Raw genomic sequence first — 22,192 nt, forward strand, 5'->3', positions numbered from 1 at the left:
CAAGATAAATATTCTTCCTTACTTAGGTAATTAGTATTTTTAATTATGAATAAATTCAATCATACATTAGCTTGTCTAACAAATCTTACACCAAGCTCAAAAGCACTTTCACAATCTTTAGGAAATTGTTCTTCTCTAACTTTCCTTTTTTTATTTTCATCAAATGCTGATGAAACATATTTTGAATAATCATCAAATTGATATGTGTCATTTACCACCAATGATTCAAAAGAACCAAAAGTTTTTTCTAAAACACCTTCAACAGTTTTTAGCTGATTTTCACATATCATTTTAAACATTTCATTATTTATATTCATTGTGTAAATAAAACCAACTGGTATTTTTCTATTGAAAAGAGTTGAGTAATTTTCATCATAAACTAAATATTGAAATAAAAGTCTTTCTAAAAAAGATCTCATAGTTCCTGTAACTGAACTAAAGTATATTGGAGACCCCAAAATAATTGCATCAGCATTTGAAATCTTTTCAAGAACAGGTGTTAAATCATCTTTTAAAGCGCATTTTCCGTAGCTTTTTCCGTCTTTCAATTTACAAGAAAAACAACTTATACAACCTTTATATTTTTGATCATAAAGGTGAATAAGTTCTGTTTCAGCACCATATGAAGCAGCTCCTTCTAATGCTTTTGTAAGAAGAGTAGCTGTATTTTTATTTTTTCTAGGACTTCCATTAATTGCGATTACTTTCATAAATTTTACCTCCATTTTATGTTTAATTGACTTTATGTTATGAATTATATACCATAATAAGAAAATAGATAAGTATGCACTTATTTGTTATATACTAACTATAAAGTAAGTAAAGGAGCAGTATTATGAATAGCTTTGAAAATAAATATGGGAATTGTGGAATGCGTTATACAATCTCTTTAGTTGGAGGAAAATGGAAATGGATTATACTTTGGACAATATATGAATACAAAGTAATACGATATAATAAGTTAAAGAGTAATTTAGAACCTATTGCTCATAAGACATTAAGTGCACAGTTAAAAGAACTTGAAACAGGAAATTTAATACATAGAGAACAGTATAATGAAGTTCCCCCTAGAGTTGAGTATTCTTTAACAGAAAAAGGAATGACATTAATACCGATTCTTAAGCTTATGACTCAATGGGGAAGTGAATATATTAAAAAATAAACATATATTTTTATTGACATTGGATATTTTTTCTAGTATTCTAATTCTATAACAAAAATGAAAGGGGTTTTAATGATGATTAAACAAAGACAAATAAAAACAAATTTAAACATAAATAATTTAAGAATCATTAATAACCTATGTGCTGTTTTTTAAGAAGAGATTATATTTTAAGCCACAGGTTGTTACCTGTGGCTTTTTAATGGGAAAATATAAGCATTTTAAAGCCAAGCTGTTTTTTATAGCTTGGCTTTATTTTTTAAAAATTCACATAGGTGAAATTGTTTAGGGGGCATACAGATGAATGAAAAAATTAAATTAACTAAATTTACTAAAATTTTTAGTCCATATAAAGGATTATCTAAGGAAATTTATATTATAGCTTTGGGGAGAATGATTAATGCTATGGGGAGTTTCATTTTTCCTCTTCTAACATTAATTTTAACAGTGAAAATTGGTATTAACAAAACTGATGCAGGATATATTATATCTGCTTCAGGTATGTTTTATATGTTTAGTGGAATTATAGGAGGAAAACTTTCTGATTGTTTTGGAAGGAAAAAGATTATAATCATATTTAACTCTTTAGGAGCACTTTTATATATAGTAGCTTCAGCACTAGGAACTTCTATTTATTTAATACCAGTTGTTATCTTTGCTAGTTTCTTTATTGGAATTGCAGTGCCAGCTTCAGGTGGATTAGTTGCTGATATTACTACTCCTAAAAATAGAGATGGAGCTTATTCTTTATTTTATATGGCTATGAATGTAGGGTATGCCATATCACCAATAGTAGGAGGACTACTTTTAAATGACTATTTGTGGCTTTTATTTTTACTTGATGGTGTTACCAGTCTTATAACTGCTTTTTTAATATTAATCTATATTCCAGAATCTATACATAAAGTAAAAGAAAAATTAAGTGAGGATAGAAAGCTTGAAAAGCATGTAGATGGATCAATTATTAAAGTATTATTTGAAAGACCAATTCTTTTGTTCTTTGCATTAGTAATGTTTGGTTATAATTTTGTATATTCTCAGTGGTCATATTTATATCCTATACATGCTTCTAAAATAGTTCCTGATAATGGAGCAAGTTTTTATGGAACGTTAGTTAGCTTTAATGCCATAATAGTAATAGTAATGACTCCAATAGTTACAAAATTAATAGCAGGGAAAAAATCTATAGCAAGAATATTTTTAGGTGGAATACTTTATACTATTGGATTTGGAATGCCAGGAATTATTGGATCAATACCATTTGCATATGTATCAGTAATTATTCTTACATTAGGTGAAATAGTAGTTACAACTAGCTCAGGACCATTTATAGCAAATCATACTCCTGCATCTCATAGAGGAAGAATGGAAGCAGTGCTACCAATGATTATGGGATTTGGACACACTATTGGACCTGCAATAGTAGGAAATATACTTAAATTCACAACAGTTGAAAGTGCATGGATATTAGTTGGCGGAGTTATGGCTATCTTTACTTTTTTTACATATTTACTTCATTGTTATAATGAAAGAATGGAGAATAATAAGGTTAATTTAGGGATAAAGCAAAATATTAATTAATCAATTTAAAGCTGACCATCTGGGCAAAAGTCCAGATAGTTGGCTTTTTAGTTATGGGGTTCAAAGGAATAGGTATTTTTCATCATTGATATTTTCAGTCTAATTATTGGATGATATCATAAAAGTTGTAAAACATTTTATGGTATAATTGTAATAAAATAAAAAAAGGGTGTAGTACTATGAATGTATTAGAAATAAAAAATTTATGCAAAAACTATAATATTAATAAAAAGCTTGATAAAGTTGTGTTGAAAAATTTAAACCTATCCATAGAGGATACTGAATTTTTAGGAATAATGGGTAGTTCAGGAAGTGGAAAAACAACACTATTAAACTTAGCATCTGGTATAGATAAATGTGATGAAGGTGAAATAAATATATTGAATAATAATATATGCAAAATGAAGAAGAATGAATTATCCTTGTTTAGAAGAAAAAATATAGGAATGGTGTTTCAGGATTTTAATTTACTTAGTAGTTTAACTGTAAAGGAAAATATTATGATTCCATTAATCATAGATGAAAAATACGAAATTATGGAAGGCGATATAGTGGATACTCTTGCAGATATGTTAGATATAAAAGAAATCCTAGAAAGATATCCCTATGAAATATCAGGAGGGCAGCAACAAAGAGTAGCGATTTGCCGTGCTATAATAAACAATCCTAAAATAATATTTGCAGATGAGCCAACAGGAAATCTTGATATAAAATCATCTAAAAAGGTTTTGTCATATTTTGAGTTGCTTCGTAACAAAAAAAATTCAAGTATACTCATGGTAACACATGATCCTTTTTCAGCTAGCTATTGTGACAGAGTTGTATTTTTACAAGATGGTTCAATCTTTAAGGAAATCAGAAAACAAGGAGATAAAGCTAAGTTTCTTAATTCTATAATGGAAGTAGAAGAAGAGTTTTATAAAAGTAACCTAGAGAGTAATTTAGGTTAAAGGTTTTTAGATAAATTCAACTATAATTTGTTCTAGAAAGGGGAATATGATATTAACTCATCATATAAGATTAATTATGACATTTAGTGAAATTAGATTTAAAATGTTAAAAACAGATATGAAAAAATATAGATTATTTATATTATGTAATTTATCTTCTATAGCTATTTTATATAGTTTTCTTTCAATATCAGAAAATAAGCAGTTTATGAATCCTTCAATTGTTGACCCACAAATATCAGGAAATATTTATGCTCCAACTTTTTTTATAATAATGTTTATGAGTATGTTTATTCCTTATTCTCAAAATATATTTATAAAAGCTAGGCAAAAAGATTATGGCATATTATTATCACTTGGCATGGCAGAAAATGATGTTATTAAAAGTACTATAATAGAAAACCTAGTGTTAAGCATATTATCATTAATATTAGGGTTAGTACTAGGAACAGGATTATCATTATTTTTTTTGTACTTTGTTTGTAAGGTCATAGGTATAAATAATATTGATATTAGTGTTTCAGTAGTATCTTATAAAACAACAAGTATATACGTGTCCGTAATATTTGCAATTTCATTAATTATCAACATTTACAGAATTATTAAAAGCACCATATATGATAAGATAAAATATACTGAAAAAGCTGAAAGTGGGAGACATTATAGTATTGTATTTTTTCTTATTGGAATAGTGATTACAATTGTTGATTTCGTTGTAATGGGTCTATTTCATGAAAAAGGTGATACTATATGGCTAATTAGGATACTTCTTTGTATGTTTGGATCATTATTAATATTTTATAATGGTGAATCATTAATTGAATATTTCAAAAATAGGAGTTATAAAAAATATGTAAAAAATATTTTTTTATTCTCAGATATAAAATACTATTATAGCAAGAATAAAAGAATATTTTTTGTTAATACTTGGTTAGTTTTTGGAATTATCTTTTTCCTTGTGATTAGTATTATTAATTACTCTGCACTTATTAAAGATTCAAGCATATATCATCCATTTCATATGACATATGGTGAAGTAAAAGGGCACTTTGAACCTTTGGGTGATGCAGAAATAGAATCTATTGTAAATAACAATGGTAATTCTATAGTTACCAATGAAAGTGTTAGTTTTGTAAGAAACAATACTTTTACAATATTCTGTGTAGATGATATAAATAAGATTTTGAAAAAAGATTATAGAGTTCAATCAAATTCACTTATATATGTTCACCCATATGACTTAAATGATAATTATGAACATGAAGATATTAAGACACAAATCAATGATATTAATATTGATTATAAAGAAGGCACAAAAAAGTTCACTACACAATATACAATTTTAGATCCCTTATTTGGAGAGGTTAATTGTATATCCCAAAATATAATTTTAGTTAATAAAGAAGATTATGAATGGATAACCTTAAGTAGTAAGGACTTTAGTATAAAGGGAGTATTACACTTATATAATTTCAGTAATTGGAGTAATTCTAATGATATTGTAGATGAAATATCTAACAAATTATTTGAGAAGAATAATATTGAAAGTGGAAATAGATTTTATGAAATAAGTTCAAGGATAGATGCTTATAACAAGGCAATACAAAGTACTAATTTTCTGATTTTTATTTTTACATATATTTGGATTCTTATGTATTTCTCCTATATAATAATGATTCATTTTAAATTGAAAATGGAGTATAAGGATGAAAGGGAAAAATATTTGAATCTTTATAGAATTGGCATAAGTGAAATAGAAGTAAAAAAAATTATGTCTAAAAAAATATTACTGCTATATTTTATATCTTTTATTTATGGAATAGTTGTCAGCGTTATTTTTAGCTATTGTTTTTTTAGTTCATATGGATATGGAAACATAGCTATTTTAGTTAGTTTTATAGCTTCTTTTATTTTTTCATTAATCCATGTAATAATCTATAAATTATATTTTAAAACATACTCCCAAAAAATCACTTTAGAATTGAAGTAAAATTCTCATAAACAGCATACTATAGAAATAAAATATATTTTTAAGGTTAAATATGGTTTGAAAATATGTGTACAAATATATCTATAAAAAGAAGAACAAAAGAAGAATCATTAATATCAGCACGTACAATGGATTTTACTATAGAAATCCCAACAGTGATTTCCTTTGTACCACGTCAGCAGTCATTCCCTAAACTTCCTCTTAAGGGAGAAATAAAATGGAAGAACAAATATGCTTTTGTTGGTACTTTGCACCAATATTTAAAACAATCTGGTTATTCAGATGGATTAAATGAGACAGGCCTTTCAGCGGCTGCTTTATGGCTTGAAGCAACTAAATATAAAACTCCAATATTAATGTACAATATTTTAAGTGTTCACAATGTTATAAGTTATATTTTGGGGAACTTTAAGGATGTTGAAGAAGCAGAAAGTGCACTTTCAAAAGTTAAAATAATAGATCCAGTCAAGCCAATAAAAATTCCAATTCATATTATAATAAGTGATTCTGCAGGAGATCATCTAATTGTTGAATTTATGAATGGAAAAATCAAAACTTATATAAACAGAATGGGAGTTTTAACTAATGACCCACCATTAGATTGGCATATAACTAATCTATGTAATTATAAAAATCTAAGTCTTTATAACATTCCAGAATCTTGCCCCAATTTTCAACTATATGGCACTGGGCAATTTGGAAGTCCTGGTGATTCAACTTCACCTTCAAGATTTGTTCGTGCAGAACTCTTAAGAAAAGGGGAATTTAAAGCAAGTAACCCTAAAGAAAGTATTGGATTAGCAAGACAGATTTTACAAACACTAGCTGAACCTTGTGGAACTGTTATGCTTGCAAATAAATCAGGCTTTGATTGGACACAATGGATAGTTATTCGTGATCATACAAATATCAGTTATTATTTTTCTACTGCATTTAACAGTACATTATATGGAATTCATATTAATGAACTTGATTTAGATTCCTTGATTCAAAAAGAAATTCCAATAAAGCAATCAGAATGGTATGTTGATTATACAGATAAATTTTAGAATAATAGTTTTTTCATGAAAGAATATAAAATGACAATATCTTAATAAGGATTATCTATTAAGATATTGTCATTTTACTATATTAAAAAAATTTCTCCACACTTTTATTTATGGGAACTTCTGAAAAAATAATGTGAGTATATGTAGTAGATTCTAAAGCTGAAATAGAATCTACAAATTCTTCTATTTCTGAGATAGATTCAACACTAAGTTTTGCAAGTAAGCAAGAATGTCCAGCTACTCTATAACAAAAGATTACACGAGGATGATTATAAATAAAATTTTTAAACTTTTCAAATTGACTATTTTTAATGTCAATCTGAATAATGCATTGTATAGATAACCTTTTATATTTTGCAATAAAAATATTTATTTCAGGGTATTATAATTTATTTCTTGCTTAAAGTTTTTACCATTGTATCAATATAATAAATTTAAGTTTGTTGACATTTAATATTCATTAGAGTAAAATAATTGACAATTACAATATATGTAATTGACTATATTAAGAATAAAGAAAGGGCACGGGTAGAAGAATGTTTCAATAATTTACTTTTTTAAATTACAAGTGGTATAAGATTTTTAGAACCTATAGATAGGTTTTATTATAATGCTTAAATTTAGGGAGAGTAAATTATTACAATGATTTTATGCTTTTTTGTTGTCCAATTAATCATAATCTCTCCTTATATTTAAGTATAAAGGAGGGATTTTTTGTTATTAGTAAGTGTGAATAAATTAAAAAAATACTATTCAGATAGATTAATATTAGATATAGATAAGTTTGAAATTTCAGATAATCAAAGAGTGGGTTTAGTTGGAGGCAATGGAGCTGGAAAAACAACATTTTTAAAAGCTTTAATAGGTGAAACTGATATAGAGGAAGGTAATATATTTTTAACTGATAGCTATACTTATATAAGTCAAAGTGAAGATACAGAGTATTTCTGTGAAGAAAGCAAAGCAAAAAGTATTTTAAATGCTCCAGATAAATTTCAAGAGTATTTATCTGGGGGAGAAAAAGTTAAGTTAAAGATAGCAAATGCTTTAAAAGAAAAAAAGGAATTAATAATAGCAGATGAGCCAACTTCAAATTTAGACCAGCATAGTATAGAAGTATTAGAAGAAATGCTAAAACAGCATAATGGAGCAATTTTATTAGTTTCTCATGATAGAAGATTTTTAGATGATTTATGTGATACCATAGTTGAAATTGAAGATGGAAAAATGAAAGTATATAAAGGAAATTATGAGACATATTTAAAATTGAAAGAGGAGGCAAAAGAGAGACAAAAATTTGAGTATGATCAGTATATATCAGAGAAAAGAAGACTTCAGTTAGCAAAGAATCAACAAACTAGTTTAAGAGATGGAATGAGAAAAGCACCTAAAAGAATGGGAAATTCAGAAGCTAGACTTCATAAATTAGGCAACCAAAAAGGTGAGAAAAAGGTTGATAATAGTGCTAAGGCTATTCAAACTAGAATAGATAAATTAGAAGTTAAAGAAAAACCTAAAAATATAAGTGAAATTAAAATTTATATACAAGATTATATGGAGGTAGAAAGTAAAAATTTAATAGAGGTAAATAATTTAAACCTTTCTATAGAAGAAAATATACTGTTAGACAATGCATCATTTAAAGTTAAAAGAAATAAAAAGATAGCTTTATTAGGTGAAAATGGAAGTGGAAAAACTACATTAATAAAAGAGATTCTAAAGGCAGATAATAGAGCAATAAGAATAAATCCTAAAGTTAAAGTAGGATACTTTGCCCAAAACCAAGATACACTAGATAGTGAGAAAAGCATATTAGATAATATAAAAAATACATCTTCATTTGATGAAACTTTTATAAGAATTAACTTGAATTTATTTGGATTTAGTGGTGAAGATGTTTATAAAAAGGTAGAGGTATTAAGTGGTGGAGAAAAAGTAAAGGTATCTTTATGTAAGATTATTTTAGAAGATAATAATTTATTAATTCTAGATGAGCCGACTAACTACTTAGATATTACTTCAATTAAAGCTCTTGAAAGTGCATTATTAAGTACTGATAAAACAATGATTATAGTTTCCCATGATAGAGTGTTCATAGAAAAAATATATGATTATATACTAGAAATTAAAAATAAAGATGTAGAGACATTCAGTGGAAATTATAGTGAATTTCAAGAAGAAAAAAATAAGGTTAAAACTAATAAAGAAGAACAAAAAGTTAATGATGAAATTTTTGTTCTAGAAAATAAGTTAAGTAATATTATATCTATGCTTTGTGTAGAAACTAATCTAGATAAAAAACAAGAATATGATAATGAATATAATAGCATTTTAGCAAAATTAAAAGAGTTAAGATTTATAATTAAGTAACCTTGGCTGAAACTTAAAGTAAATTGTCCCCTATATCTTAATTTAAGGAAACTTGAGATATAGGGGACTTACAATTATAATAGACTATATTGGATTTAAGTTAAAAATTGTTAGAAACAATTATAGGAAGAAGGATACAAAGAATGAATATCACAATTAGACAAATAAAAATAGAAGATTTAGATAGAGTAACTGAAATTGAAAGAATATGCTTTCCAGAGGCAGAAGCAGCTACAAGGGAATCATTTAAGAAACGTATAAATACTTTTCAAGAAAGCTTTTTTGTAGCAGAAAAGGATAATGAAATAATTGGGTTTATTAATGGATGTGTTACTAATGAGACCACTATATTAGATGAATTATATGAAGACTCTTCTTTACATGTACAAGCAGGTAATTATCAAACAATTTTTGGATTAGATGTTCTCCCTGAGTATAGAAATCAAGGCATAGCAGCAAAGCTTATGAATCATATCATAAATATATCAAAAATATCAAAAAGAAAAGGGATTATTCTTACCTGCAAGAAAAAATTAATTCACTACTATGAGAAGTTTGGATATGTAAATAAAGGTTTATCAAAATCAGTTCATGGTGGAGTTAATTGGTATGATATGGTTTTATCATTTGAAATAGAGTAACTTTCATAAGTATATAAAATATCTTAAAATTCCTTTTAAAACACTAGCCTGTGAGTTGGGAGAAGAAGTATTTACATAGTTTTATAAAAGAAGTTACATTAATCCTTAATTTAAGAAATATATTTTTCCCTTATTCATATAAAAGAAGGAATTTGTAAGAAATAGTAGAATTAAATATAAAATAAATATTTAAAAATGACTCAAATGAAAGGCGGTAGAATTTTGGAAAATAAGTATGTTTATAGGGAACATTTGCGAAAACCTAGTAAGTTCTTTTTGCTGGTAGCTTCAATGATTATAGTACCTTATTTTATTATTGCATTAGAAATGACATTAACAGTTAATTTAAGAGATACTATAGGGGCAGGTGTAATATTTTTCTTTGTAGGTATAGTTCTTGTAATTATTATAGGAATAGAATTTTTGCTTATTTATTTGATAATGTATAGGCGATTTAAAAAAATATATGTAATATTGACTGAAGAAGGAATTATATATAACAATGCAAAGGGAGAAATAAGAATTCCTTATGAAAGTATAACGTCTATAAAATTTGCATCAGTAAAATATACAGGTGGATGGGTAAAAATTATACATAATAATGGTAAGATAAGGCTTACTGTGGTTTTAGAAGATATAGGGGAAATGGTCAAAAATTTAAAGGATAAAATAGATGAGAGAAATATTACTAATATTTATAAAGATAAATCAATTTTTAACTTTATTAAAACTGCAAAATATACTGACCATAGCTGGGAAAGGGTATATGAGCATTTAAAAAAATTTGTTGTAGCTGTTCTAGTAAATTTGGGAGTAGGTGCTATAGCTGTAGCTTTTAGTGATGAGATTTTTCCTAAATTTTTTATTCCTATGCTAGCAATAGTAGGACCACTTTTAACTTTTGTTGTTACAGAAATAATTTTCGCAATAAAATTGTCAAGAGGTGTATCAAAAGAGAAGTTTTATATTCCTGGTAGGGATAAAGAATTTGAAGCAAAAATATATAAGTTGTTATTTGGAATCTATTTTATTATTTTCTTTATAATAATGATTATAGTATAAATTAAAGTCTGAAATAAGCAATTAAAGAAGGGAAACTATAGTTTAAGTAGTCCCTTCTTTTTTAGTAAAAAACCCAATTATTATATTGTTGATTAGAAGTGGTTAATTGATCCAGTAATATATTTTTTTAGTAATAATAAATCTACTAAAGATACATCACCACTTGAGTTTACATCTGCTGCATTATATGAATCTCCAGTTAATTCTTCATCTCCATTAATATAATTACTAAGCATTACTAAATCTAAAATGTTTATAACTCCATCATTATTTATATCACCTTTTTTAATAGTAGGCGTAATCTGTTTTTTAGGTTCTTCTCCAAATACTTTCACTCCATTTTCATAGATAGGAATGTATTTAGTCTTAACTCCATCTTGACCTGTACTACCTGAAATACCTTGGAAAGAATAGTCATCTGAATTACTTATTGTTATTCCTTGAGGTGCAGTAATCATCATATAAATATCTTTTTTATAATCATTGTTACTTGTTGGAGAAAGATTAGTTCCTGTTAAATCAACATTTATATAGTATATGTTTTTATCAACATCCCAAGGTAAAAGTCCTGAAAGATTAACCCCTTTTTCACTACAGCTTATCTTAAAATCACTTGGTTTTGCACCAGCTTTGATCTCTTGTGAAAGGTCCATAAAATATTTAGCTGATAATTTATCACTAGATCTTGCTGGCCAACTAGTTTCATTGCGGATTGAAAGGACTATTTGTGACATATTTCCTCCAGTTCCATTAGTTCTAGCATTAGTTACAAATTCATCTTCTGGAGTTTCTATAGCTTTAAAATCAGGAATAGTTGTACCACCAAACTTATCATACATTTTTCCTAGAACTCCAATAAAACCAGCATTATAGTCACAAGCGACTTCATTATTTTGATAGTTGTTTATATCATCTGTATACTTATCTGTATTATCTGGACCTCCAACTAAGGCACCATAAAGGGTATGTCGACTATAATCAGGAATATTTGCTGTTAAATATCCCATCCATGTTCCATGAGCAGTTCTATGATGAGGATGTTTTGGTGAATTTTCGCCAAAACCAACTACAAAGCTTCGTCCACTGCTTCCAAGAGCATAATCAATTTGACTCTTAGCAAAGTTTTGATAAGTTGCTGATTTTGTAGGATCACAGCCAGACCAGTCAGCATAAATACTTGCAAGAAAAGCTTGAGTTGTTGAATATCTAAGTGAACCCCAAATATCCATATAAGCTAAACCTTTAGGCGTATAAGCTACTTTTTGACCATTAACACCTGTTGTCCACCAATCTAAGTTTCTTTCAATACATTCCTTATAAAATGGTTTATCTGTTAGCTTTGCGAGCATCAAATATGAACCAAATATAACATTATCCCAATTTTGTGCCCATGTATATTTGGGAGTTTGGTTTCCAATTTCTGTTCCCCAGTTTGGAACATATGACTCAGCTTTATCAAGATATGTAGAGTCATCTGTGGCAAGATTTAACCATATAGATGCCCAAGTTAATTCATCATAAAAACCACTCCAAGATTGATAGCATCCAGCTGCAGCAGTATAACCAGAATCACTTCTTGTAGTATCTGCGAAGTTAAACAATTCTTTTGCATGTTTTAGACAAGTTTCTGAATAAGCAGGATCTGTATCTTTAAATATAATTGAAGCTGAAGCCAATGCAGCAGCAGCTTCTCCTGAAACAGCTGAACCAGGATGCTCTAAATCTACCTTATATGAAGGTCTTTCCATTGGCATAACTTCTGCAGATCCCCACCAAGAATGATCTAAAGCACTATTACCAACTTGATAATAGTAAACATTTGGACTTGGATGACATTTTATTAAGTAATCTGTAGCCCACTTAATATTGTCCAATATATAAGGGAGCTGTCCACTTTTTTCATATGCATCATGACTTTCATAAACACTCCATGATAACATAGAAACAGTATAGGCCATAGGCAAATTGAACTTTACATGATCACCAGCATCATACCAACCACCAGTAAGATCGAGACCACTGTCTTTACCATCATTCATTCCAGAATCTCCACGCCAGTTATTTCTACTGTTTTCAGGAAGATCACCTGACCTTTGGAATTCATAAAACATAATAGCTTTCTGTAATGCCTCACCATAGTTGTAATTTTCGGCTGCTGATACTTTACTTGGAATTATAGTAGCTAAAACACATGCGCTAGCTAAAATAGTACACAGCTTTTTCATAATAATACCTCCATGTTTGTTTATTTTATTTACTGATTTATAGTAAATAAAAGATTATCTTAGTAAACATATAAATATGTCAAATCTCTATAATTATAGTTTAAGTGTAAATTTTTGAAAATAATTCTGTCGCTTCTTGTACTAATTCTAGCTTAAAATATATTTTTACTATTAAGGAGTAAGATGGTTACTGCATATCTATTTGTTATTGGATATGGTGTTTACTATCGTTGTAAATATGATAAAGAAATGTAAAAGTATTATCTTACTATATTTTTGTAGTGGACTTATTATAGCTTTTGGAGGTATGTGTTTAGCAATTGTATCAGATAAAAAACATTCAAATAATAAAAAATAAGATTTCGTGTAATTTATACGAAATCTTATTTGGTTTAAAAATTTTAGAATTTTGTCAATATTTTCTGAAGAATAACAGAAACATTTTCTTTTGGTATTTTCATACCGTTAATTAACCATTCTTTTAACACACCTACAACTCCTGAAACTATAAAATTAGCTTCTATGATGTCATATTCAGTTGTATTGTACTTATCTCCAAAAAATTTTTCGGTTTCTTGTAAAATTTTATCATTAAAAATTTTTTTCAGTTTTGAAAGAGTTTTTACATTGTCTTCATGACTAAAAAAGATTTGAAAAGTCTCACTATTCATTGATATGTAGTCCATAATATTATCTGTTAAAGTCATAAGATTAGTTATATTATTGCAAGGAGATGCTTTATCAAATAATTTTTCTAGTTCACTATACAACTCATCTTCAATACATGAATATAAATCATAAACATCTTTATAATGTAGATAAAAAGTTCCTCTTCCTAAGTTAGCAGTTCTTGAAATTTCAGATACAGTTATTTGATTTAGATTTTTTTCTTTCAAAAGATCTAAAAATACTTTTCTAATGACATGTTCTGTTTTTAAAAATCTTCTATCTTTCATACTACCTCCAAAACAATACAAATATTAGATATGTGTTCATTAATGTACAAAATATGAATAATTCCCGATTGTATTGATTTATACATCAAAGTATAATTTACACATATTCATTAGTCAACACATGTTCAGTAATAAAATTACAAAGATAGGAGAAGGTCAAAATGATTAGTTATCGTAATATGAAGGAAGAAGATTTAGGGAATGTAAGCAATTTATATGCAGAATCATTTAAAGAATATAATTTTTTTAAGCTTACTATAGGTAAAAGTTTTAAAAATGAAAAAAGTTACTTCAATTTTTTACAAAGTCTATTTATGGTTTCATTGAAAACTTGGATGAGAAAATATAATTGTTTAGTTGGAGTTTTAGATAAGAATATAGTTTCAGCAGCTATTTTAAAAGATCCATCTATAAAAGAAGTTGGTATTTTTGATTATATTCTTTCAGGAGGAGTTAAGTTATTAAAAAAAAGCAATCCTATTAACATATTACGTTTTTTAAATTTTTTAGCTGATGCTGAAAAAGCATGTAAAAAAGAAAAGGGACAAGCGTGGTACCTTGAATCTTTAGCTGTTAATAAAGATTACCAAGGGCAAAAACTTGGTAGCAAAATGATAAATGAATGCATTATTCCTAATATTTCTAAGAGAGGAGGAAATCAATTAGCTTTGATTACTAATTCGAAAATTAATTGTAAATTCTACATTGGAAATGGATTTACAGAATTTAATTATAAAAATATAAGATTTAATGATATTATTATTGGCAATTGGAGTTATTATATATCAATATAATAATATTTTTTGAAACTAATGAAGAATACTATGAAAAAAGGAGAGGATATAAAATGGTTCTTTATTTTACTGGAACAGGGAATAGTAAATATGCTGCAAATATAATTGCTCAATATTTAGATGATAAATTGGTGTCATTAAATGAAGTGATAAAAAATAATAAACAAAAGGTGTTCAACTCTGAGAAACCCTTTGTAATTGTTTCACCTATTTATGCTTGGAGATTACCTCATGTTATTGAGAAGTTTTTGAAAGAAGCAGAATTTAATGGGAATAAAAATATATACTTTGTTGCAACTATGGGAAAAAATACTGGAAATGCAAATGAGTATTGTAGAAAAATATGTATAAAAAAAGGAATAAATTATATGGGGTTCAGGGGAGTTGTTATGCCAGATAATTATTTAATAATGTCTGATATAAAAGATAGAAAAACTATAGATAAAGTAATAGAGATGGCTGAACCTAAGTTTTATGAAATAGGAAAGAGGATACGATCAGGAGAAAAGTTAGAAAAAAATGACTTTACTGTAATGCCTACACTTTCTTCTAGTCTTATAAATACATGCTTTTACTCACTTTTTGTAAATTCACGTAAGTTTTATATTACAGATAATTGTGTATCTTGTGGCAAGTGTGCTAAAGTTTGCCCTGTAAATAACATAACTTTAAAAGCTGGTGTACCTAATTTTAGTGATAACTGTATTCATTGCATGGCATGTATTCAGCACTGTCCCAAACGAGCCATTGAAGTTAAAGGAAAAACAGAAAAACGAGGAAGATATTTGTGTCCTAAAGTTGAGATGTAATTGGTTATAAGTAAGTAGATTACTATCTTTATGTAGTGAAATTTAAATTTATATATGTATAATAATTACACAAAATAAGATTTTGCATAAAAATGTGGAATCTTATTTTTTGTTAAAAAAACAAGAAAATCAAGCAAAATATCCCTTAAATATAACTAGATGCAAATTAAGTAATAATAAGGAGTTTTTACGATGAAAAAGTTCACAGTAAAGTAATCATATGGTAAAGTAATTTGGTATATTAGCATGCAATTTATGTTTATATTACAATAAGCAAAACATATAGACATATTTATGCATATATCTTGGTAAAAGTCTTACAAATAAATGAAAGGGATGATTCATAATGAGAAAGAAAAAACGAATAACAGCATGGTTTACGTTTTTAGCTATGTTACTCACATGTTGTATTAGTAATACTTCATTGAAAGTACATGCTGCCACAAATACAACAAAAGGAGAAACAACAAAAATTTATGCAGGAGCCTTTGCACAAAATACTGATGACTGGAACTGGATGAGCATAGGAGATTCTATTGGATTAGTATATCAGGATGTTACAAATCTTAATGCTAAAAATACTAATGATGTATTAGGAAAATCAAATAGCACTGCAAACTTTGGAATAAATATTTCTGATGGAAATCTTGCAGATGGAGATTCTAGTTCGTTAAAATTCCATATAGGCACTGTAACAGTTAAGGCAGATGGATATGATGATCTTGTAATTAATCTTAACAAAGATTATTCAGAAAACTATACAGCGACAGCAGTATCTTGGGGAATCGATGGAAATAGTACTAAGGTTTTATTAAATGATTATTTGCCAAAAGATTCAGCTGAAAAAGCAAAATATTTAACTAAGATTACTAATGTTTCAGCAAATATTACCTTATCTGAATATAGTTATTCTAAAAAAGCAACAACACCAAAAACTGGCAATAAAATTTATACTCAAAAAGGTGAATCTACAAAGGTTTATACAGGAGCTTTTGCACAAAACACTGATGACTGGGCTTGGATGAATTTAGGAGACAGCAAAGGTTTATTATATCAGGATACATTAAATTATAGTGGAACTAATTCTAATGATGCATTAGCAAAAGCAAATAGTACTGCAAACTTTGGAATAAATATTTCAGATGGAAATCTTGCAGCAGGAGATTCAAGTGAATTAAAGTTCCACATTGGGACAGTTACTGTTAAAGCAGATGGATATGATGATCTTGTAATTAATCTAAATAAAGATTATTCAGAAAACTATGAAGCAACAGCAGTATCTTGGGGACTTACAGGAAATACTACTCAAGTTTTATTAAATGATTATTTACCAAAAGATGCAACAGAAAAAGTTAACTACTTAAAGAAGATAACTAGTTTAACTGCTGATATTACATTGTCAGATTATACTTATATTAAAGCAGTGCCAGCAGAACCAGAATTTCCTGCTGATTATAAGCATCCAACAGAAATGCGTGATATTTCTGCTATGGATTTAGTAAAAGATATGAAGGTTGGTTGGAACTTAGGAAACACTTTAGAATCAACTGGAGGAGAAACTGGTTGGGGGAACCCTAAAACAACTAGAAAAATGATAGATGAAATTAAAAATGCAGGTTTTAACACTCTTCGTATTCCAGTAAGATGGGATGAACATTATACAGATGACAATTACACTATTGATCCAGAATATATGTCTCGTGTTGAAACAGTTGTAAATTATGCACTTGCTAATAATATGTATGCAATTCTTAATATTCATCATAATGCAATCCAAGGTGAAATGAACAATGCAAATAAAGATAAAGTTATAAAAGAAGGAACTACTATATGGAATCAAATAGCAGAACACTTTAAAGATTATAGCGACAAATTAATATTTGAAACAATAAATGAACCAAGAGTTGGAGATGATTGGACTGGAACAACTGAGTCATATAATGTAATAAATGATTACAATGCAAGTATTCTTCCTGTTATACGTGCAACTGGTGGAAATAATGAAAAGAGACTTGTAATGATTCCAGGTTATGCAGCTTCATCAGATTATGCTAAAGTTTCAGCTATGAAAGTGCCACAAGATAGCCATGTAGCAGTATCTATTCATGCTTATATTCCATATAACTTTGCAATGAATACTGCGGCAGGTTCACAAACTACATTTGGTGATACTGATAAGGCATTTATAGATAAGACTTTCAGATTACTAGATAAAACATTTAAACAAAAAGGAATTCCTGTAGTTTTAGGTGAATTTGCAGCTACAGATAAAAATAATTTACAAGATAGAACTAACTTTGCAAAATATTATTTACAAGTAGCTAGTAGTTATCAAATACCATGCTGTTGGTGGGACAATAATGCTTTTGCAGCAAATACAACAGATTCAATGGGCTTATTCAACAGGAAAACTCTTAAGTTTGTATATCCAGAAATCGTACAAGCAATGTTAGATGGATGGAACAATCCAAAGGATAATTCAAATTATGATCCAAGTGTATTATTTAATGGTGCAGCAACCTCAAAAGGATGGGGACAAGCATTATCATTATCTTATGGATTAGATTTTACTGATGCTGATTTTTCAAATAAATTAGCTATAGCAGTAGATTATACAAGTGAGAAGTCACCACAATTAATTTTATCAGGAAATTTGACTGGTACAAACTGGGTAACATTAAATCCAGCTGTAACAAAATCAAAAGGAACTACAAACACAGCTTATTTTACACTAAAAGATATGGTTACAGCATATAAGAATGCTCTTAAAGATTACGATAGTTATGGAACTGTATTACCAGGAATTCAAACTATATATATAGGTGATCAAGGAGCTGATTTATCAGTAGCAAAAGTTTCAAAGATATTTGTAGGAGACTTGGAGAAAAAAGTAAATGATTCAACTATCAATGAAGCAAACAAAACATTATATACTGATGTAGCATCTAAAAATTCATTAGCTCTTTCTGTAAAACTTTCAGAAGAATTACAAAAAGTAGTTGATACAGGACTTACAACTGTTGTTACTAGTTATAAGAGTAGTGATGAAAAAGTTGCTAAAGTATCTCAAGATGGAAAAGTAACTGCAACTGGAGTTGGAAATGCAACCATTACAACAATAGTAACAGTAGGAGAATCTACAAAATCATTTACAACAAATTTAACTGTAAAAAGTTCAGGTATACCTTTATTAGGAGATGTGGATGGTAATGGAATGATCGATACTCATGATTATGAATTAATGAGTAAATATCTAGTAAATGATACAATAGCAATAAATAAAACTAATGCAGATTTAAATGGTGATGGAATAATTAACTTAAAAGATCTTATATTATTAAAAAAGGCAATGTAGTTAGAATTAAATAAAAAATAGAAAATGTTCTCTTTGGAGTAGAAATCTATAAAGAAGAGAACATACAACTTTTTAAAGATGATTTCTGTATGTTTCAGGAGTCATCTTTTTTATTTTTATTATGGGGAACTAGTAGTATAATTTCTTAGGGAAAAAAGCTTAAATAATGATGGGATAGAAGTCATTGGAATAAATATTTTTAGGTGGATATAGAGAGAATTTGTTGATTTTTCTCTTCCATTAATTCAACATTGATGTTTTAATGTTTACATCATAGAATGAAGATACTAAAAAATAAATTTTAAGTGGGAGAGGATTATTTATATTATGAATAAAAAATTTAATGGTATAAAAGGAAAAATTTTAATATCTTCAATTCTAGTTCTTTTAATAACTCTAGGAAGTATTAGTGGAATTGTAATTTATGAAGTAAATAAAAAAGCTTATTCTGATTATTTTAATAATTCCAAAGAACAAATGAATACTGTTTCTCAAGCAATTAATATTTTCTATGATCAAATAGATAAAAATATTGATATGCTAGCAACAAATCCTTCAGTAATGAAGGTTGATGATAGCATTAAAAACTACAAAAATCTAACTCAAGCTACACAAATGCATCCTTCAACAAATGGAGGAATTGAACAAGAAATATACAAAATATTTGAACAATATGCAAATAGTCATAAAGGTACAGTTTATGTATATCTAGGAACTAAAAATGGAGGATATATACAATGGCCAGAATCTAGTATAACACCAGAATATGATCCTACAAAAAGACCTTGGTATGTTGAGGGGATGAATGGAAATGGGAAAATTACTAGAACAGATCCATATCTTTATGAGTCCATGATGTTTACAAGCAATGTTCGTTCAATCACTGATAAAAATGGGAACTTTTTAGGAGTAATTGCAGTTGATGTACAACAATCTAATATTAGCGATATGTTAAGTAAAATGAAGATTGGTGAAACTGGGTATTCAATGATTATACATAAAACAGGTGCAATAATGGCAGATGGAAAAAATGCTGAAAACAATTTCAAAAAAGTTAATGAAGTTGGTATTGAAGGATTGGACAAGCTTTTGGATGAGGATTTAAAATCATTTAATGTTCTTATTGATGGTAAAAAATATATAGTTAGTCCATATAAAGTTGAGGGAACTGATTGGATATTAGCATCATTTATGTCAGAAAGTGAGTTAATGTCTGGTGCCAAAAAAATAATAAACATAGTAATGATTTCTACATTAACAATACTATTATTAACAATTATTTTGTTTAATTTCATTTCAGGAAGTATAACAAAACCTATTTTAGCAATTACAAAGAAAATAGAAGAGTTTTCTAATTTGGAATTTTCAGCAGATGAAGAATTCGATGAAGCACAATATTTAAATAGAAAGGATGAAACTGGAGATATGGCCAGATCTCTTAGAATTATGAGAGATAATGTGGCAGAGTTTATCAAAAAAACTGCTAAGGCAACTGAACATGTTAGTTCATCCTCTGAAGAATTGACTGCTACTTCTCAACAAGCGGCTAGTGCATCAAATGAAGTTGCTAAGACTATTGAGGAAATTGCAAGAGGAGCAAGTGAACAAGCCAAAGATACTGAAATAGCAGCCAATAATGTAGAAGAGCTGAGCAATTTATTAGAACAGGATTTAGATTATATGAAAGAACTTAATATTGCATCAGTTCAAATTGAAAAAGAAAAAGAAGAAGGGTTCTTAATTTTAAAAGAACTTATTGAGAAGGCTAAGAAAAATAGTGATGCTGCAAACAATGCTTATCAGATTATTATGAGTAGTAATAAGAGTGCTGAAAAAATTGAAAATGCTAGCATTATGATTCAAAGCATTGCAGACCAAACTAATCTTTTAGCTTTAAATGCAGCAATAGAAGCTGCAAGAGTAGGGGAAGGAGGTAAAGGTTTTGCAGTTGTTGCTGAAGAAATAAGAAAACTTGCAGAACAATCTAATAACTTCACAAATGATATTAAAACTATAATAATTGAGTTAAAGACAAAATCTCAAAATGCAGTTGATTTGATGCAACAAACAAAAGAGATTGTTGATGAACAAACTGTGAGTGTAGAAGCAACCGAAGGAAAATTTGAAGGAATTGCAGAAGCTATAGATGTTATAAAGACCATAATTAATAAGCTTAATAATTCAGCAAAATTAATGTCAGAAAATAAGAATAAAATTCTTGAATTAACACAAAATCTATCTGCAATCTCTGAAGAGAATGCAGCTGGAACAGAGCAAGTATCTGCAGCTATGGAGGAACAAGCAGCAACAATATCAGAAGTTGCTAATTCAGGAGAGAATTTAGCTACAATTGCAGAGGAATTAAGATTATTAATAGGAAAATTTAAAGTTTAGTCTAAAAAAATATTTTAAAGTTAAATATAAAACAGTTTTATAGAAGCTCCCACTTGAAATGTTTTAGTTTTAAGTGGGAGTGTATTTATTTAAGGAATTCTAAATATTTACGAGCTATATATTCACTACTTACTGTAATGCGATTTCCCTTAGCTATGGAAATTAGATAATCTAGTCTTTTTAATGCTGCTACCTCTAGATATATTGCAGATTCAACTAGCCTTCCTTCATCTACATTTTCAAAAATATTTCTTGCTGTTTCTATTTCTATAATTGAATTTTCTATTTCAGAAATCAATTTATAATCTACATTTTTAACTTCCACCACTTCAGTTGTGATGGCATTCATCCATTTCGTTCTCATATTAAGTAAAGAGATTTTTATAATTTTTATAAACATATAATGCCCAATTTTAAGTTTAGCATAGAATTTTGTTGTTAATTTAAAGGTTTCCATACTGTTATCTTCCATAAATATTACCCCTCATTTATTTACATATTAATACATTAAAGTGTTTATATACAATGTTTTTTATTCTTAAAATTAAACTGTTTAAAGTATCTATAGGAATTATATATTATCTAAATACAAAATTCCTTAAAACATTTAATTTTGTGACTTAGGTCCTTTAAGATTGCGACAAAGGTCCTGATTTTCTTAGGACTTTTGATATATATAAATTAATAAAGGTTGTCTGTTTTGAAAAATGTACCGTTTTGGAATTAATGTTATAATTAGCATTAGTAAATAGCTTACACAAATAAAAGTAATTAAATAAGGGGCTGTCGCATTAGCGGATTAAAATCCGTTAGCGATAGCTCCCTTTTTGAATTTTACACACCATTTTATATAT

At 27.9% G+C, this 22,192-nt stretch carries 17 protein-coding genes; 12 read left to right on the top strand and 5 right to left on the bottom strand.

All coding sequences use genetic code 11. From position 1 onward, the window contains the following. Window positions 1-59 precede the first annotated feature (59 nt). A complete protein-coding gene (locus tag NNC19_RS06230) occupies window positions 60-710 on the bottom strand; it encodes a flavodoxin family protein (RefSeq protein ID WP_310937763.1) in 651 nt (216 codons plus the stop codon). A 125-nt stretch (window positions 711-835) separates the two neighbouring features. Here NNC19_RS06230 and NNC19_RS06235 point away from each other — a divergent pair, with 125 nt between their 5' ends. The 5 genes from NNC19_RS06235 (at window position 836) to NNC19_RS06255 (ending at window position 6,732) form a co-directional block, all read left to right on the top strand. Further along, window positions 836-1,162, top strand: a complete 327-nt coding sequence (locus NNC19_RS06235) for a helix-turn-helix domain-containing protein (RefSeq protein ID WP_310937764.1) — start codon at window positions 836-838, stop codon at window positions 1,160-1,162. A 300-nt stretch (window positions 1,163-1,462) separates the two neighbouring features. Beyond that, window positions 1,463-2,743, top strand: a complete 1,281-nt coding sequence (locus NNC19_RS06240) for an MFS transporter (protein WP_310937765.1) — start codon at window positions 1,463-1,465, stop codon at window positions 2,741-2,743. 179 nt (window positions 2,744-2,922) lie between these two features. After that, window positions 2,923-3,693, top strand: a complete 771-nt coding sequence (locus NNC19_RS06245; protein ID WP_310937766.1) for an ABC transporter ATP-binding protein — start codon at window positions 2,923-2,925, stop codon at window positions 3,691-3,693. A 76-nt stretch (window positions 3,694-3,769) separates the two neighbouring features. Next, a complete protein-coding gene (locus tag NNC19_RS06250; RefSeq protein ID WP_310937767.1) occupies window positions 3,770-5,683 on the top strand; it encodes an FtsX-like permease family protein in 1,914 nt (637 codons plus the stop codon). 65 nt (window positions 5,684-5,748) lie between these two features. Further along, window positions 5,749-6,732, top strand: coding sequence for a linear amide C-N hydrolase (locus NNC19_RS06255; protein ID WP_310937768.1), 984 nt, complete (start codon window positions 5,749-5,751; stop codon window positions 6,730-6,732). A gap of 82 nt (window positions 6,733-6,814) precedes the next feature. On the opposite strand, the gene NNC19_RS06260 is transcribed toward NNC19_RS06255, so the two are convergent. After that, entirely contained in the window at window positions 6,815-7,105 is a 291-nt protein-coding gene (locus NNC19_RS06260) for an Lrp/AsnC ligand binding domain-containing protein (protein WP_310937780.1), read from the bottom strand. Window positions 7,106-7,446: 341 nt separating this feature from the next. On the opposite strand from NNC19_RS06260, the gene cplR reads away from it, so the two are divergent. From cplR to NNC19_RS06275, 3 genes are all read left to right on the top strand, one after another. Further along, window positions 7,447-9,102, top strand: coding sequence for an ABC-F type ribosomal protection protein CplR (gene cplR / locus NNC19_RS06265; RefSeq protein ID WP_310937769.1), 1,656 nt, complete (start codon window positions 7,447-7,449; stop codon window positions 9,100-9,102). Between the two features lie 143 nt (window positions 9,103-9,245). After that, entirely contained in the window at window positions 9,246-9,743 is a 498-nt protein-coding gene (locus tag NNC19_RS06270; RefSeq protein WP_310937770.1) for a GNAT family N-acetyltransferase, read from the top strand. Window positions 9,744-9,938: 195 nt separating this feature from the next. Beyond that, a complete protein-coding gene (locus NNC19_RS06275; RefSeq protein WP_310937771.1) occupies window positions 9,939-10,805 on the top strand; it encodes a hypothetical protein in 867 nt (288 codons plus the stop codon). A 92-nt stretch (window positions 10,806-10,897) separates the two neighbouring features. Here NNC19_RS06275 and NNC19_RS06280 read toward each other — a convergent pair whose 3' ends face one another. Together NNC19_RS06280 and NNC19_RS06285 are read right to left on the bottom strand one after the other, a co-directional pair. After that, a complete protein-coding gene (locus NNC19_RS06280; protein ID WP_310937772.1) occupies window positions 10,898-13,030 on the bottom strand; it encodes a glycoside hydrolase family 9 protein in 2,133 nt (710 codons plus the stop codon). A 401-nt stretch (window positions 13,031-13,431) separates the two neighbouring features. Continuing rightward, window positions 13,432-13,986 (bottom strand): TetR-like C-terminal domain-containing protein, encoded by a 555-nt coding sequence (locus NNC19_RS06285; RefSeq protein WP_310937773.1) that lies wholly within the window; start codon window positions 13,984-13,986, stop codon window positions 13,432-13,434. Between the two features lie 161 nt (window positions 13,987-14,147). Here NNC19_RS06285 and NNC19_RS06290 point away from each other — a divergent pair, with 161 nt between their 5' ends. The 4 genes from NNC19_RS06290 (at window position 14,148) to NNC19_RS06305 (ending at window position 21,338) form a co-directional block, all read left to right on the top strand. Continuing rightward, entirely contained in the window at window positions 14,148-14,780 is a 633-nt protein-coding gene (locus tag NNC19_RS06290) for a GNAT family N-acetyltransferase (RefSeq protein WP_310937774.1), read from the top strand. A gap of 53 nt (window positions 14,781-14,833) precedes the next feature. After that, entirely contained in the window at window positions 14,834-15,589 is a 756-nt protein-coding gene (locus NNC19_RS06295) for an EFR1 family ferrodoxin (RefSeq protein ID WP_310937775.1), read from the top strand. 346 nt (window positions 15,590-15,935) lie between these two features. Further along, window positions 15,936-18,944, top strand: a complete 3,009-nt coding sequence (locus NNC19_RS06300) for a cellulase family glycosylhydrolase (RefSeq protein WP_310937776.1) — start codon at window positions 15,936-15,938, stop codon at window positions 18,942-18,944. 327 nt (window positions 18,945-19,271) lie between these two features. Beyond that, a complete protein-coding gene (locus NNC19_RS06305) occupies window positions 19,272-21,338 on the top strand; it encodes a methyl-accepting chemotaxis protein (RefSeq protein ID WP_310937777.1) in 2,067 nt (688 codons plus the stop codon). An 85-nt stretch (window positions 21,339-21,423) separates the two neighbouring features. Here NNC19_RS06305 and NNC19_RS06310 read toward each other — a convergent pair whose 3' ends face one another. Further along, the gene (locus NNC19_RS06310) at window positions 21,424-21,810 is read right to left on the bottom strand and encodes a DUF2508 family protein (RefSeq protein WP_310937778.1); all 387 of its coding nucleotides are present in this window, start codon (window positions 21,808-21,810) and stop codon (window positions 21,424-21,426) included. Window positions 21,811-22,192: the final 382 nt, after the last annotated feature.

It is taken from the genome of Clostridium sp. SHJSY1 (assembly GCF_031626875.1).
GTDB lineage: Bacteria > Bacillota > Clostridia > Clostridiales > Clostridiaceae > Clostridium.

Coding starts and splice junctions, on each gene's coding strand:
- NNC19_RS06230 (WP_310937763.1), bottom strand. CDS start 710: ATGAAAGTAATCGCAATTAATGGAAGTCCTAGAAAAAATAAAAATACA.
- NNC19_RS06235 (WP_310937764.1), top strand. CDS start 836: ATGAATAGCTTTGAAAATAAATATGGGAATTGTGGAATGCGTTATACA.
- NNC19_RS06240 (WP_310937765.1), top strand. CDS start 1,463: ATGAATGAAAAAATTAAATTAACTAAATTTACTAAAATTTTTAGTCCA.
- NNC19_RS06245 (WP_310937766.1), top strand. CDS start 2,923: ATGAATGTATTAGAAATAAAAAATTTATGCAAAAACTATAATATTAAT.
- NNC19_RS06250 (WP_310937767.1), top strand. CDS start 3,770: ATGACATTTAGTGAAATTAGATTTAAAATGTTAAAAACAGATATGAAA.
- NNC19_RS06255 (WP_310937768.1), top strand. CDS start 5,749: ATGTGTACAAATATATCTATAAAAAGAAGAACAAAAGAAGAATCATTA.
- NNC19_RS06270 (WP_310937770.1), top strand. CDS start 9,246: ATGAATATCACAATTAGACAAATAAAAATAGAAGATTTAGATAGAGTA.
- NNC19_RS06275 (WP_310937771.1), top strand. CDS start 9,939: ATGACTCAAATGAAAGGCGGTAGAATTTTGGAAAATAAGTATGTTTAT.
- NNC19_RS06280 (WP_310937772.1), bottom strand. CDS start 13,030: ATGAAAAAGCTGTGTACTATTTTAGCTAGCGCATGTGTTTTAGCTACT.
- NNC19_RS06285 (WP_310937773.1), bottom strand. CDS start 13,986: ATGAAAGATAGAAGATTTTTAAAAACAGAACATGTCATTAGAAAAGTA.
- NNC19_RS06290 (WP_310937774.1), top strand. CDS start 14,148: ATGATTAGTTATCGTAATATGAAGGAAGAAGATTTAGGGAATGTAAGC.
- NNC19_RS06295 (WP_310937775.1), top strand. CDS start 14,834: ATGGTTCTTTATTTTACTGGAACAGGGAATAGTAAATATGCTGCAAAT.
- NNC19_RS06300 (WP_310937776.1), top strand. CDS start 15,936: ATGAGAAAGAAAAAACGAATAACAGCATGGTTTACGTTTTTAGCTATG.
- NNC19_RS06305 (WP_310937777.1), top strand. CDS start 19,272: ATGAATAAAAAATTTAATGGTATAAAAGGAAAAATTTTAATATCTTCA.
- NNC19_RS06310 (WP_310937778.1), bottom strand. CDS start 21,810: ATGGAAGATAACAGTATGGAAACCTTTAAATTAACAACAAAATTCTAT.